The organism is Bradyrhizobium sp. USDA 4503 (assembly GCF_054055815.1).
This window is the reverse complement of sequence record NZ_JBSRXS010000001.1, coordinates 4,173,000-4,185,839: the sequence shown is the minus strand read 5'-3', so window position 1 is coordinate 4,185,839 and position 12,840 is coordinate 4,173,000. Positions and strand designations below refer to the sequence as shown.

Here is a 12,840-nt window from a genome sequence, read left to right as displayed (position 1 = left end):
GGAGCGGCAAAGCTTGCCGCGCGCCGCGCTGCTTGATCCCCCGCGGGTTTTTCGCAATGAGTCGGGTTCCCGCGAACGGCAAAAACCAGAAGGTGCGCATGAGCCTCCCGATCACGAACCACGATCCCGGGTTCCGTATTACGCGAGCCAGCCATGTCGTCCTGAGCGTTCGTGATCTTGCGGCGAGCCGGCAGTTCTACGAAAAGGTGATCGGGCTGATCCTGACCGCGGAGGAGGGCGGCGCACTCTATTTCCGCGGCGTCGAGGAGGCCTGTCATCACAGCCTTGTGTTGCGCAAAGGCGAGAGCGCCGCCTGCGTGCGGCTCGGCCTGCGGGTCTTTCAGGACGGTGACCTCGACCGGCTCAAGGCCTTCTTCGAAGCGCAGGGATGCCGGGCCGCCTGGGCCGAAGTGCCGCATCAGGGCCGCACCCTGCATGCGACCGATCCGGCCGGCACGCCGCTGGAGTTCTGCGCGACCATGCCGGTCGAGTCGCGCATGATCACCAAATTCACCCGCCATGCCGGCGGCTCGGCGCTGCGGCTCGATCACTACCAGGTGCTGACGCCGGAGCTGCGCAAGGCGTGCGAGTTCTACACCGCGGCAGGCTTCCGGCTCAGCGAATACATCGCGCCCGCTGATACCTTCGACCTGCGCGGCGTGTTCCTGCAGCGCAAGGGCAATCCGCACGACATCGTGTTCTTCAACGGCGCCGGACCGCGGCTGCATCATTTCGCATTTCTCGCGCCCGAAGTTCATCATCTGCTCAACGCCTGCGATGTCGCCGGCGAGCTCGGCTATGGCGCGGCCGTTGAACGCGGCCCCGGGCGTCATGGGCCGGGACACGCGTTGTATGTCTACATGCGCGATCCCGACGGGCATCGCGTCGAGCTGTTCAACACCCACTACCAGATCATAGACATCGAGAACGAGCCGGTCGGCTGGGATCCGTCCGACCACACGATCTCGTTCCCGTGGGGGCTGCCGGCGCGGCAGGCCTGGTTCGAGGAGGCGACGCCGTTCGAAGGTGTCGCGATCCGCGAACCCGAGGTGAAGCCGAAGCCGCTGACGCTCGAGAGCTACCTCGCGAAGTAGCATGTCATTGTCAGCCGATAATCCCATCCATGACGTGGCCATCGTCGGCCTCGGGCCGGTCGGTGCCATCTTCGCCAACCTGCTCGCGAAATCCGGCTTGAGGGTCGCCATCGTCGAGCGCGTTGCCGACATCTACGACAAGCCGCGCGCGATCACGCTCGACCACGAGGCGCTGCGCGTGCTGCAGGCGATCGGGCTCGGCGATTTCATGGAGCAGGCGATCGCCCCGCATAACGGCTCGCACTATCTCGGCGTCGACGGCGAGATCATCAAGATCTTCGACCCGATGCCGCCGCCGTTCCCGCTCGGCTGGATTCCGAACGTGACCTTCGTGCAGCCGGACGTCGAGCAGGCGCTGCGCGACAAGCTCGCCGACTATCCGCATGCCGACATTTTCCTTGCGGCCACGGGCGTGGCGCTGCAGCAGGACGATGGCGCGGTGATGCTGACGGCACGCCGCGAGACCGGCGAGGAGTTCTTGATCCGCGCGCGCTATCTGGTCGGCTGCGACGGCGCCAACAGCTTCGTCCGCAAGCAGCTCAGCATCGGCCTCGACGACCTTGCCTTCGATGAATGGTGGATGGTGGTCGACACGCTGACCAACGATCCCGCCAAGCGGCCGGCCAGGAGCTTTCAGTATTGCTGGCCGTCGCGGCCCGGCACCTTCGTGCCGGGCCCGCGCAATTTGCGGCGCTGGGAGATCAAGTTGCTGCCCGGCGAGGATCCCGAGGCGGCCGGCGCGCCCGACAACGTCGTGACGCTGCTCAAGGGTTTCACCGATATCTCGGACCTGACGATCTGGCGCTCGGCGGTCTATCGCTTTCACGCGCTGCTCGGCCGGCGCTGGCGCGACCGCCGCGTGCTGCTGATGGGCGATGCCGTGCACCAGACGCCGCCGTTCCTCGGGCAAGGGCTGTGCGCCGGTATCCGCGATGCGGTGAACCTGGCCTGGAAGTTGCGGCTGGTTCTTCGTGGCGACGCCGGCAATGCGCTGCTCGACAGTTACGAGATCGAGCGCAAGCCGCATGTTCGCGCCGTCGTCGCCAGCGCCAAGGAATTCGGCAAGATCATCGGCGAGCTCGATCCGGTGGCCGCCGTCGAACGCGACATGCGGCTGCGCGCCGACCTGAAGGCCGGCAAGGCCGAAACCATCAGGCAGAAATTCATCCCCGATCTCGTCTCCGGCCTGATCGCGCGCGATGCCGCGCTTGCCGGGCGGCTGTTCGTGCAGCCGCATGTGCGCGCGCCGGATGGGCGGACGTGCCGGCTCGACGATCTGCTGCAGCCGGAATTCGCGATCGTGACGACGGCGGCGGAGCGGATGGTGTGGCTGTCGGATGCGTCCGCTGCCGCCTGGCAGCGTCTGTCGGGCGAGCGCGTCGTCATCGCCACATCAGGCGAAAGCGCCGATCGAGGCGGTATCCTGACCGTGATCGAACGCGACAGTTTGTTCGCGGACTGGATGCGGCAGCATGACTCCGCGGCGGTCATCGTGCGGCCGGACCGCTACGTCTTCGGCGCCGCGCGCAATGCCGGCGAGCTCAGTATGCTTGTCGGGCAACTGCTCCAGAACCTCAGCGCAGGGCACTAGTCTTTTCAAGGCTGCGCTTTGTCTGTACCACCGGAAGAAAGAAATTCCGGGGGAAACCAGTGAACAACAATAACGATGCGGCGGAGTATGATTACGTCATCGTCGGTGCCGGCTCGGCCGGTTGCGTGCTCGCCAACCGCCTGAGCGCTGACGGCAAGCACTCGGTGCTGCTGCTCGAGGCCGGCCCGAAGGACAGCAACATCTGGATCCATGTGCCGCTCGGCTACGGCAAGCTGTTCAAGGAAAAATCCGTCAACTGGATGTACCAGACCGAGCCCGAGCCGGGCCTGAACGGGCGGCAGGTGTTCCAGCCGCGCGGCAAGGTGCTCGGCGGCTCCAGCTCGATCAACGGCCTGCTCTATGTGCGCGGCCAGCACGAGGACTATGACCGCTGGCGCCAGCGCGGCAATGCCGGCTGGGGCTATGACGACGTCCTGCCCTATTTCCGGAAGGCGGAAGATCAGCAGCGTGGCTCCAACACCTATCACGGCGCCGGCGGCCCGCTGCCGGTGTCGGATTGGCGGCATCATGATCCGCTGTCGGAGGCCTTCGTGCATGCCGCAGCCGAGGTCGGGATTCCCACCAATCCGGATTTCAACGGCGCGACCCAGGAGGGCGCGGGCTTCTTCCAGACCACGACGCGGCGCGGCCGGCGCGCCTCGACGGCGCGGTCCTATCTGCGGCCGGCGTTGACGCGCGGCAATCTTCATGTCGAGACCTCGGCGCTGGCGCAGCGCATCCTGTTCGACGGCAAGCGCGCGAGCGGCGTCGCCTACAAGCAGAACGGGCAATTGCGCAAGGCCAAGGCGCGCAGGGAGGTGCTGGTATCGAGCGGTGCGTACAACTCGCCGCAATTGTTGCAGCTCTCCGGCGTCGGCCCTGCCGATCTGTTGAAGCAGCACGGCATCGACATCGTGCTCGATGCGCCCGGCGTCGGCAACGACCTGCAGGACCACATGCAGGTCCGCATCGTCACGCGCTGCGCGCAGACCGTCACGCTGAACGACGTCATCAATCATCCCGTGCGCCGCGTCATGGCGGGCCTCCGCTACGCCGCGCTGCGCAAGGGGCCGCTGACGATCGCCGCCGGCACCTCGGGCGCGTTCTTCAAGACCAGCCCGCGGCTTGCCTCGCCCGACATCCAGATCCACTTCCTGCCGTTCTCGACCGACAAGATGGGCGAGCAGCTGCATCCGTTCTCGGGCTTCACGGCCTCGGTCTGCCAGCTGCGTCCGGAGAGCCGCGGTTCGCTGAAGATCAGGAGCGCGGACCCGGGCGTGCCGCCGGAAATCCGCATCAACTATCTGGCGACCGAGACCGATCGCCGCGCCTTCATCGACGGCATCCGTATCCTGCGCAAGATCCTGGCGGCACCGGCGCTGAAATCCTATTCAGTGGGCGAGGTCGATCCCGGCGCCAAGGTGGTCAGCGACGACGACCTGCTCGATTTCTGCCGGCGCACCGGAAGCACGGTCTATCATCCGACCTCGACCTGCCGGATGGGCAACGATCCGCTCGCGGTGGTCGACCAGCGGCTCAAGGTGCGCGGCATCGAAGGTCTGCGCGTGGTCGATGCGTCCGTCATGCCGGACCTGATGTCGGGCAACACCAATGCGCCGACGATCATGATCGCGGAGAAAGCGTCGGACATGATCCTGGAGGATGCGAGGTAGGACGCCATCCGTCATCCTGAGGAGCGCGTAGCGCGTCTCGAAGGATGCACGGCCCCGGTCTGACGGCTCGGAAAGCTCCGGGCCGTCGACCCTTCGAGACGCGCGCAAGAGCGCGCTCCTCCAGCGACAAAGGCGAAGCCTTTGCGCGGTGACGGTGATAGAGTGGGCGACTGGACGTCAGCCCTTATACGCGCGCACCCGTGCGACCATCTGCTCGACATGGGCGATCGGCGTCTCGGGGAGGATGCCGTGCCCGAGATTGAAGATCATCCGCCCCTTGCCGAAGTTCTCCAGCACATCGTCCACCGCGCGGTCGAGCGCGGCGCCGCCGGCGATCAGGGCCAGCGGATCGAGATTGCCCTGCACCGCGACGCGGCTTTGCACGCGCTCGCGGATCATCGACGGCTCGGTGGCCCAATCGATCGAGACCGCATCGACGCCGGTTTGCTCGATATAGGCCGGCAGCATGCCTGCCGCGCCGCGCGGGAAGCCGATGATCCTGGCATCGGGGACCTGCTTGCGCACCCCGGCCACGATGCGCCGGGTCGGCTCGATCGCCCAGCGGGCGAACTCGCGCGGCGGCAGCACGCCGGCCCAAGTGTCGAAGATCTGCAGGCAGTCGGCACCGGCCTTCAACTGGCCGACGAGATAGTGGATCGAGTTCTCGACCAGCACGTCGATGATCTTGGCGAACGCATCCGGATGGCGGTAGGCAAGCATCCGCGCGGGTGCCTGGTCCGGCGTGCCCTGTCCGGCCACCATGTAGGTCGCAACCGTCCACGGTGCGCCGCAGAAGCCGATCAGTGCGATCTCGGGGGCGAGTTCGCGACGGACGCGGCGCAGTGCTTCAAAAACCGGCTCGAGCGTGTCGAAGTTGGCATCGGTTGCCAACGTCGCGATTTCGCCGGGCGTTGCCAGCGGATCGAGCCGCGGTCCTTCGCCGGCCTCGAAGCGCACCGAGCGGCCGAGCGCGTAGGGGATTACCAGGATGTCGGAGAAGATGATCGCGGCGTCGAAGTTGAACCGGCGGATCGGCTGCAGCGTGACCTCGGCGGCGAATTCGGGCGTGAAGCAGAGATCGAGGAAGCCGCCGGCCTTGGCGCGCAGCTCGCGATATTCCGGCAGATAGCGGCCGGCCTGCCGCATCATCCAGAGCGGCGGCACGGCCTGGCGGTGGCCCGATAGCACGTCGATGAGCGGCTTCTTGGTGGGATCCTGGGGCACGCGGATAGTTCCTGATCACGGTCAAATTTGCGCCCCTGATACACGCTGCAGCGCAATGGGCCAAGGCGGTTCTGGAACCCCCCTTTGCGCGGCCGCGTTGTCCCCCGAATGGAGGGACGACATGGCCGACAAATTCGATCCTGCCCCGCACGACAAGCATGCCGAGAAGCCGCACGAGGCGCAGGCTGCCGACCGCAAGGCCCGCACCCGGCTGAAGGAGGGGCTCGAGGATACCTTCCCGGCCTCCGATCCGGTCAGCGCCACGCAGCCCGCGCCGTCAAAGCACGACGGCAATCGGGACAATTAGCTGGTGTATGCCAGCGCCTGCTAACCACGATGCCAAGAGAGTTCCACATGCGGCGAACTATTCGCCGCGGAGCGATGGCCCGGAGCACCGGGCCCGTCCGCATACCGTGATCGCCGGGATAGTCTAGACGGGGCCGCTTGCGGGGCGCTGCATCCGGTCAGATTCGAAGGTCACGCCGAGCCGGCGCTCCAGGCGCCAGGCCACAATGCAGTGCCGCCGGATCGGTTCGCTCTCGATCTCGAGGTCGAACGCGAGCGGGATTGCGACGTCGCTTTCCACGGCGAGCCCCGCACCGCCGGTCGAGAGGTTGAGCACAAGACATCCGACACTGCTGTTGCGGAAGAAGATCGTCCCGCGCTTCAGCAGGATCGTTCGTTGGCTGTCGGTCTTGTATCTTATCGTTGTGCTCACGGCAGTCTCCTACCCCCGATGTGATGCCCGTCGCGATCGGTCCCCTCAAGCGCGATGGTCGCGCTTTCGCTTCTTTGTTCGAGCATGATCTCCGCGCAAACGCTTTGCGTTTGTCGCGAGGGAAAACCGCTTCGTACTCTTCCGGATCATGCTCTAGTTCACCAGCACGGCGCCATCGCAGCGGATGCCCAGCACCCAAACGTCGACCTGGCCGAGCCCTATGCCGAGCGTCGCGAGCAGCGACGCGAGCACCTGATCGACTGAACTCGTCACGCCGTTCAGGATGCTCATGACGAGCGCCCCCAATCCCGGGATCGGCAGCCCGAGCGGGCCGAGATTGATGGTCAGCGAGAGGTCGCCGAGCAGACTTCCTGTCAGCGATGAAAGGAAGTTGGTCGTCGTCACCGTCTTCTTGGTGCCCGACTGGATGTCGCTGTAGCTGAAATTGACATTGGTCGGCGTGGTGTTGCCCATGCCGGCATGGGCGAGGCCGGTGACGGTGGCGAGACCAAGGTTGACCAGTGTCGCCGGCGGCGGATTGGGCTTGGTCGTGAAGTTGGTCATGTCGGCGATCGTGACGTTGCCGATCCATGCATCCACGATCCCAGGCGTCACGCCGATCGTGACCTGCGAGGTGTTGATGTTGGGGTGGCCGCAGGACACCGCGTTGAGTGTCGCGGTACCCGAGGCGACCTCGACATAGACCGGGAGATTGATCGCAGACACGGTGCCGGAGCCGAGCACATTGATCGTCGCCAGGATCCTGGTCTGCGCGGTGTGGACGCTCACACCCTGGGTGCCGATCGCGATCCAACTCGAGCCGACCGGTCGCTCGCCGATCGTTGCGATCACGGAGACGTTGGCGATGCCGGGCAGGCCGAGATTGATCGAGGTCGCGATCTGATGGTTGCCGTTGGCGATCTGGGCCACCGTGGAAATCAGGTCGAACACCGAAACGCTGGCGCCGACCTTGGGTTTCTGCCCCACCGTGAGATTGGCGAAGGGACCGAGGTCGACCAGCGTGCCCGGCGAAATCTTGGTGGTGGAGCCGGTGACGGCCTGGGAGATCGTCGACAGCGCGGTGGTCGCCGCGTTGGCGCCGTTGGTGATCTGCTGGGTGGTCAGCGCCGACGCGACGATGTCGCCGACCTTGATGTTGCTGCTCAGCAGGTCGCTATAGGTGACGCCGGTCAGGTTGACCCGGGTCGCCAGTGCCGACAGGAAATCCAGTGCGTCGATCTTGGCGCTGATCAGCGCGTTGTAGTCCATCACCGAGAGCGACAGCGTGGTGCCGAGCATCGAGCCGAGCAGCGCATTGAGCGCGCCGCCGTTGACCGAGAGCAGCCTCGACCCGATCGCGAACGAGGCCATTTCGGTCGATGTCGCGGTGGCGGTCGTCTTGATGGTGAAGCTGTTCGCGCCGGTGAGGTACCGCGCGAAGTAGAGCGGGGTCTGGGTGTTCAGCGTGACCCGCGCGGCGTTGGGAGTGCCGACCGCCGGGGTCACGAAACGGGCCTGCGGCGCGATGGCGCTGTTTGCGGTGTAGGTTCCTGTCTCGACCTTGACCAGCGCACTGGCCGGGTACTTGTTCTGCGTAACCGTCGCGGTGGCGGCGTTGACCGGATTGTTCAGGTTGGCGGCGGCGACGATCGCGGCGAGATCGGCGGTGCTCTGCGTCTTGCGCCGGTCGGCGAAGATCGTGCCGAGATCGATGGCGAGCCCGGCGCACCCGATCAGGAGCGTCATCAGGCCGGCGCTGATCATCGCGAAGTTTCCTCGTTCGTCGGCGCCGAAGCGCCGCATCAGCATGAGGACGCCTCTCATCCTAGAATCCCCCGTACTGAATCGCCGCGGAGCGGACGATGGTGCTCGCCGGGGCGGGGACGAAGGGCAGCTTGTAGATGAAGTTGCCGGCCGCGTTGTAGTTGACCGTCACGACGTAGACGTTGGCATTCGATGGAGACGGCGCGGCATTGACCGTGAGATTGCCGGGAACGAGCAATGGATAGGTCGACGCGTTGGCGGTGACATAGCTCGTCGCGAGGCTGTTTGCGTTCGGTGTCGGTCATTCCCGCGATGGATGACCGCGCCGCTTCGGCGGCGAGTTGCTGAACGCCATGCACCATGGCGAGATACGAGCCGAAGACGATGATGCCGAAAATGAAGGCAAGAAACAGCGGCAGCATCAGCGCGAATTCGACGGCGGACGCACCGCTTCGGCAGCGAAAAAAACTGGTCATTGCAACACACCTCGAAACGCCAACGACGACGTCACGTTGCGAGGCTTTGATTAAGGAAAACTATGAAAACGCTTTCACGAATCAGCGGCCGCAATTCAGACTTATCGGGTCAGTGAAGCATTATGGGGCGATCAGAATATTTGATGCGATACCCGCAAAAACCCGGGGTGTGGTGCGGTTGAGGTGCTGCAGCGTGTGGAGATGTAGTTGTTGGATACCGTGATATGCGGAGCAATGCACGTAACAATACATATGACCTGCAATATCAGTGCCTTGGCGGGTAATTGTGGCTAAACGAAAGTGCAACCAAATGTTAGTATAGCCTGATGGCATACTGTGGAGATTGGAATTGCGTCCCGTGCTGAGACTGGAGGGCTCGCGATGCATAGACCGCGTCAGCATTTGAATATTCCTACTGAAATCGTTCGTACCGTCGTTGCGATCGCGGAGACAGGCAGCCTGTCGAAAGCCGGGGAGCGTCTCGGCCTCAGCCAGCCGGCGATCAGTTCGCAGGTCAAGCGCCTGCAAAGCCTGATTGGTGGCGCACTCTTCGTCAGAACCGCAAACGGCACCACGACCACCGAGCTCGGCAAGGTCGCCGTGCAGCAGGCGAGGCGCATCCTCGAAGCCAACGATCAACTGCTTCGGCTCGGCGGCAATCATGAAGGACCCCAGCCGTTGCGGCTGGGAATCAGCACGATGCTCGCGGAGGAATTCCTGAAGCTGCATCCCTCCGATGCACTCGCCGACGTTCTGCTGCACGCCGACATGTCACCGGCCGTCATCAGGGGGGTGATCGACGGCTACATCGACATCGCGTTCGTCTACAGCAACCCTTCGCAGGAGAACGAAGACGAGGTGACGATCGCCGCCGAAGCCGAGGAGCGGTCGGTGTGGGTGCGATCGCGCGATTTTGTGCTGCGGCCGGGCGCCCCGATCCCGATCCTGGCCTGGCCAGGTGACGACTGGATGATCCGGACGCTCACCAAGCACAACATCACGTACAAGATCGTGTTCAGGAGCCCGAACCACCAGCTGCGACTGGAAGCCGCCCGGGCCGGGTACGGCCTGACGGCGTGCCCCGAGCGGATGATCCCGTCCTCGCTGATCTCGGCGAAGGACTATTATCTTCCGGAGCTTCCGTTGCAGAAGCGCCTGCTGTGCGTTCGCCCTGGTCTCGAAGGCAGCCGCGCCACGGCGATGGTGCAGCGGTTGTCCAGCCTGTTCTTCAGCGGCGCGAAGCCGATGCGTCAGGTGAGCAACATGTAGCTGGTGCTGCCGCGGTCCGGCGGCACCGATCAATAGTGCGGTGGGCGTTCGTTGGCGGGGCCGGGCGCCTGGCGTTCGGCCTCCTGAAGCCGGTCGCGCAACTCGGCGATCTGGCGCGTCAGCGCGTCGATCTGCTTCCATTGTGCCGTGATGGTCTGGTTCAGCGTCTCGATGGTTTCGTCCTGATAGGTCAGGCGAACCTCCAGCGCATCGATCCGCTCGCTCAGCTTGGCCGTGTCATTCATGGACGGCAGCCTCGCAGGGGGTACTCTCGCGCTCCGCGTCGCTCGAACGCGCACCCGCGCGCTCGCGCAGGCCGTGGCCGAGCGCGACACGCTCGTCGAACACAAAACAGTCGCCGCGCCAGCGGCTGTCCAGCTGCGGGGTTTCCTCGAGATATTTCAGAATGCCGCCCTTGAGGTGATAGACCTCGGCAAAACCTTGCGCGAGCAGATAGGCGCTGGCCTTCTCGCAGCGGATGCCGCCGGTGCAGAACATCGCAATCCTGCGGTGCTTGGCCGGATCGAGGTGCCGCGCCGCAAATTCCTTGAATTGTCCAAAGCTCGCGATCCTGGGATCCACCGCGCCTTCGAACGTGCCCATCGCGACCTCGAACGCGTTGCGGGTATCGAGCACCACGATGTCAGGCGCGGCGATCAGCTCGTTCCAGTCGGCGGCATCGACATAGGTGCCGACCTGCCGCGTCGGATCGACCGTGGTGTCGCCGAGCGTGACGATCTCCCTTTTCAGCCGCACCTTGAGCCGCTGGAATGGCATCTGCGCCGCTTCGGAGAACTTCAGCTCGAGATTGTCGAGGCGGCCGCCGAACAGTGCTCCGTGCCTGAGCTCCGCAATGAAGTCATCGATGCCTTGGCCGGTGCCGGCAATGGTGCCGTTGATGCCCTCATGGGCGAGCAGCACGCTGCCCTTGAGATCGAGCCCGGCGCAGAACGCGCGCAGCGGCTCGCGCAGCGCGCGGAAGTCCGGCAGCGCGGCGAACTGGTAGAAGGCGGCGACCTTGAAGGGCATCGCCGGGGTTTATCAGGCCGGCCAGGCCGGCGAAACCCGCAAAGCCATGCATTGTCGGGATAATTCCCCTGGCATGCCAGGCATTGCTCAGCCGGGGATGAGTGTGCCATGTACTTTGTACTCCCTTGGCATCATCCGCCGCAGCCGCATCAGACCATCACGATCAAGCGAGCACTCCGTTATGAGGAATTTCCATTTCGCCGGCCGTTCCACGGTCCACGCCCAGAACGCGATGGTGGCGACGTCGCATCCGGAAGCGGCGCTCGCGGCCATCGAGGTGATGCGCGAGGGCGGCACGGCCGCCGACGCGGCGGTTGCAGCCTGTGCGCTGCTCGGCGTCATCGAGCCGCAATCGACCGGCATCGGCGGCGACTGCTTCGCGCTGATCCAGCCGAGGGGGGAAGGCAAGATCACCGCCTATAACGGCAGCGGCCGGGCGCCGATGGCGGCGACCGCCGACTGGTATCTCGAGCGCAAGATCCATTCGGTGCCGCTGACCTCGGCACATGCGGTCAGCATTCCCGGCGCGGTCGATGCCTGGGACGTGATCCTGAAGGACCACGGCAAGTTCGGCTTCGACCGGCTGCTGCAGCCCGCGATCAAGGCCGCCGAAGAGGGCTACGTGGTCGCGCCGCGCATCGCCTTCGACTGGAAGAACGGCTTCGAGAAGCTGAAGAACGGCACCAACACCGAGCGCTATCTGTTGCCGCACGGCAGGCCCGCGGTTGCCGGCGACGTGATCCGCCAGCCCGAGCTCGGCAAGACGCTGCGCGCGATCGCGCAAAAGGGCCGCGACGCCTTCTATAGCGGCGAGATCGCCGCCGACATGGTCGACACGCTGCGCGGCATCGGCGGCCTGCACACGCTCGAGGACTTCGCCGCGCACTCGACCGAGGCGACCTCGCCGATCGGCACGATGTACAAGGGCTACGACGTCTGGCAGTGCCCGCCGAACGGCCCCGGCATCACCATGCTGGTCATGCTCAACATCCTGTCGCGCTTCGACCTGACCAAGTTCAAGCCGCTCAGCATCGAGCGCTTCCATCTCGAGGCCGAGGCGGCACGCATCGCCTACATGATGCGCGAGCAGCATATCGGCGATCCCCAGCACGTGCATGTCGACGTTGCCGGCATCCTCGCCAGGGAATTCGCCGAAGAGCACATCAAGAACATCCGGATGGACCGGCTGCTCGAACTGCCGAACGTCGCGCCGCCGATGAATCCGTCGACGGTCTACATCACGGTGGTCGACAAGGATCGCAACGTCTGCTCGTTCATCAATTCGATCGCGCATTCGTTCGGCTCGGCGATCGTCTCCAACAAGACCGGCGTCCTGCTGCAGAACCGCGCCGGCGGCTTCCGCGTCCAGCCCGGACATCCGAATTGCATCGCACCGGGCAAGCGTCCGCTGCACACCATCATCCCGGCGCTGGTCACCAGGAACGGCCGCGCGCTGATGCCGTACGGCGTGATGGGCGGGCAGTACCAGCCGGTCGGCCAGACCCGTGTGCTGACCAACATGCTCGACTATGGCTGCGACATCCAGGAAGCCATCGATATGCCGCGCGGCCTGCACTACGAAGGCGTCTACCAGCTCGAGGACTCTGTGCCGGCGGAGATCGTCGAAGGCCTGAAGAAGATCGGTCACAAGACCACCAGCGTGGTCGCGCCGCTCGGCGGCGGGCAGGGCATCTGGATCGATTGGGACAAGGGGACGCTGACCGGCGGCTCCGATCCGCGCAAGGACGGCTGCGCGCTCGGCTACTGATTGTCGCGGCCGATCAGGGGCCGGCGGAAACAAGGTGTTGTCGCGGGGGGGGGGCTAGTCCTGCCCGACGGAAGCCCGTCACCGGCATCACCTACTCGTATCTGGCGGCGCAACTGATCGGTGATCTCATCGCGAGCGCGTCGTCGCCATTGCTCGGCGATTTTGCGCTGGACCGCGACGTCGGCACGGCCGGTCACTGAAAAATGGCTAGGGATTCGACCCGCACTGGGCTAG

At 65.0% G+C, this 12,840-nt stretch carries 11 protein-coding genes and 1 pseudogene; 6 read left to right on the top strand and 6 right to left on the bottom strand.

Annotation, left to right across the window (positions count from 1 at the left end):
- The first annotated feature begins 98 nt into the window (after positions 1–98).
- Genes ACVMIH_RS20320 through ACVMIH_RS20310 form a run of 3 tightly spaced genes read left to right on the top strand, consistent with a single transcriptional unit; the run spans position 99 to position 4,358 of the window.
- The gene (locus tag ACVMIH_RS20320; RefSeq protein WP_245311414.1) at positions 99–1,094 is read left to right on the top strand and encodes a VOC family protein; all 996 of its coding nucleotides are present in this window, start codon (positions 99–101) and stop codon (positions 1,092–1,094) included.
- A 1-nt stretch (position 1,095) separates the two neighbouring features.
- The gene (gene mhpA / locus ACVMIH_RS20315) at positions 1,096–2,685 is read left to right on the top strand and encodes a bifunctional 3-(3-hydroxy-phenyl)propionate/3-hydroxycinnamic acid hydroxylase MhpA (RefSeq protein WP_063790082.1); all 1,590 of its coding nucleotides are present in this window, start codon (positions 1,096–1,098) and stop codon (positions 2,683–2,685) included.
- A gap of 59 nt (positions 2,686–2,744) precedes the next feature.
- Positions 2,745–4,358 (top strand): GMC family oxidoreductase, encoded by a 1,614-nt coding sequence (locus ACVMIH_RS20310; protein WP_057016931.1) that lies wholly within the window; start codon positions 2,745–2,747, stop codon positions 4,356–4,358.
- 177 nt (positions 4,359–4,535) lie between these two features.
- On the opposite strand, the gene hemE is transcribed toward ACVMIH_RS20310, so the two are convergent.
- On the bottom strand, positions 4,536–5,582 hold the full coding sequence (gene hemE / locus ACVMIH_RS20305) for a uroporphyrinogen decarboxylase (RefSeq protein ID WP_057016932.1): 1,047 nt from the start codon (positions 5,580–5,582) through the stop codon (positions 4,536–4,538).
- A 121-nt stretch (positions 5,583–5,703) separates the two neighbouring features.
- Here hemE and ACVMIH_RS20300 point away from each other — a divergent pair, with 121 nt between their 5' ends.
- Positions 5,704–5,889, top strand: coding sequence for a hypothetical protein (locus ACVMIH_RS20300; protein ID WP_028333252.1), 186 nt, complete (start codon positions 5,704–5,706; stop codon positions 5,887–5,889).
- A 123-nt stretch (positions 5,890–6,012) separates the two neighbouring features.
- Here ACVMIH_RS20300 and ACVMIH_RS20295 read toward each other — a convergent pair whose 3' ends face one another.
- The 3 genes and pseudogenes from ACVMIH_RS20295 to ACVMIH_RS20285 all read right to left on the bottom strand — a co-directional run bounded on the left by ACVMIH_RS20295 (position 6,013) and on the right by ACVMIH_RS20285 (position 8,540).
- On the bottom strand, positions 6,013–6,300 hold the full coding sequence (locus ACVMIH_RS20295; RefSeq protein ID WP_229189556.1) for a PilZ domain-containing protein: 288 nt from the start codon (positions 6,298–6,300) through the stop codon (positions 6,013–6,015).
- A 153-nt stretch (positions 6,301–6,453) separates the two neighbouring features.
- Complete coding sequence (locus tag ACVMIH_RS20290) at positions 6,454–8,124, bottom strand: pilus assembly protein TadG-related protein (RefSeq protein ID WP_076826093.1); 1,671 nt, start codon at positions 8,122–8,124, stop codon at positions 6,454–6,456.
- A 1-nt stretch (position 8,125) separates the two neighbouring features.
- A pseudogene (locus ACVMIH_RS20285) lies at positions 8,126–8,540 on the bottom strand (TadE/TadG family type IV pilus assembly protein).
- 381 nt (positions 8,541–8,921) lie between these two features.
- On the opposite strand from ACVMIH_RS20285, the gene ACVMIH_RS20280 reads away from it, so the two are divergent.
- A complete protein-coding gene (locus tag ACVMIH_RS20280; protein WP_229189553.1) occupies positions 8,922–9,809 on the top strand; it encodes a LysR family transcriptional regulator in 888 nt (295 codons plus the stop codon).
- A 29-nt stretch (positions 9,810–9,838) separates the two neighbouring features.
- On the opposite strand, the gene ACVMIH_RS20275 is transcribed toward ACVMIH_RS20280, so the two are convergent.
- Both ACVMIH_RS20275 and trhO read right to left on the bottom strand, forming a co-directional pair.
- On the bottom strand, positions 9,839–10,054 hold the full coding sequence (locus ACVMIH_RS20275; protein WP_057016935.1) for a SlyX family protein: 216 nt from the start codon (positions 10,052–10,054) through the stop codon (positions 9,839–9,841).
- Positions 10,047–10,838, bottom strand: coding sequence for an oxygen-dependent tRNA uridine(34) hydroxylase TrhO (gene trhO / locus ACVMIH_RS20270; RefSeq protein ID WP_057016936.1), 792 nt, complete (start codon positions 10,836–10,838; stop codon positions 10,047–10,049). Before trhO ends, ACVMIH_RS20275 begins: the two co-directional genes overlap by 8 nt.
- Positions 10,839–11,019: 181 nt before the next feature.
- On the opposite strand from trhO, the gene ggt reads away from it, so the two are divergent.
- The gene (gene ggt / locus ACVMIH_RS20265; RefSeq protein ID WP_316394078.1) at positions 11,020–12,606 is read left to right on the top strand and encodes a gamma-glutamyltransferase; all 1,587 of its coding nucleotides are present in this window, start codon (positions 11,020–11,022) and stop codon (positions 12,604–12,606) included.
- The last annotated feature ends 234 nt before the right edge of the window (positions 12,607–12,840 follow it).

Coding starts and splice junctions, on each gene's coding strand:
- ACVMIH_RS20320 (WP_245311414.1), top strand. CDS start 99: ATGAGCCTCCCGATCACGAACCACGATCCCGGGTTCCGTATTACGCGA.
- mhpA (WP_063790082.1), top strand. CDS start 1,096: ATGTCATTGTCAGCCGATAATCCCATCCATGACGTGGCCATCGTCGGC.
- ACVMIH_RS20300 (WP_028333252.1), top strand. CDS start 5,704: ATGGCCGACAAATTCGATCCTGCCCCGCACGACAAGCATGCCGAGAAG.
- ACVMIH_RS20290 (WP_076826093.1), bottom strand. CDS start 8,124: ATGAGAGGCGTCCTCATGCTGATGCGGCGCTTCGGCGCCGACGAACGA.
- ACVMIH_RS20280 (WP_229189553.1), top strand. CDS start 8,922: ATGCATAGACCGCGTCAGCATTTGAATATTCCTACTGAAATCGTTCGT.
- ACVMIH_RS20275 (WP_057016935.1), bottom strand. CDS start 10,054: ATGAATGACACGGCCAAGCTGAGCGAGCGGATCGATGCGCTGGAGGTT.
- trhO (WP_057016936.1), bottom strand. CDS start 10,838: ATGCCCTTCAAGGTCGCCGCCTTCTACCAGTTCGCCGCGCTGCCGGAC.
- ggt (WP_316394078.1), top strand. CDS start 11,020: ATGAGGAATTTCCATTTCGCCGGCCGTTCCACGGTCCACGCCCAGAAC.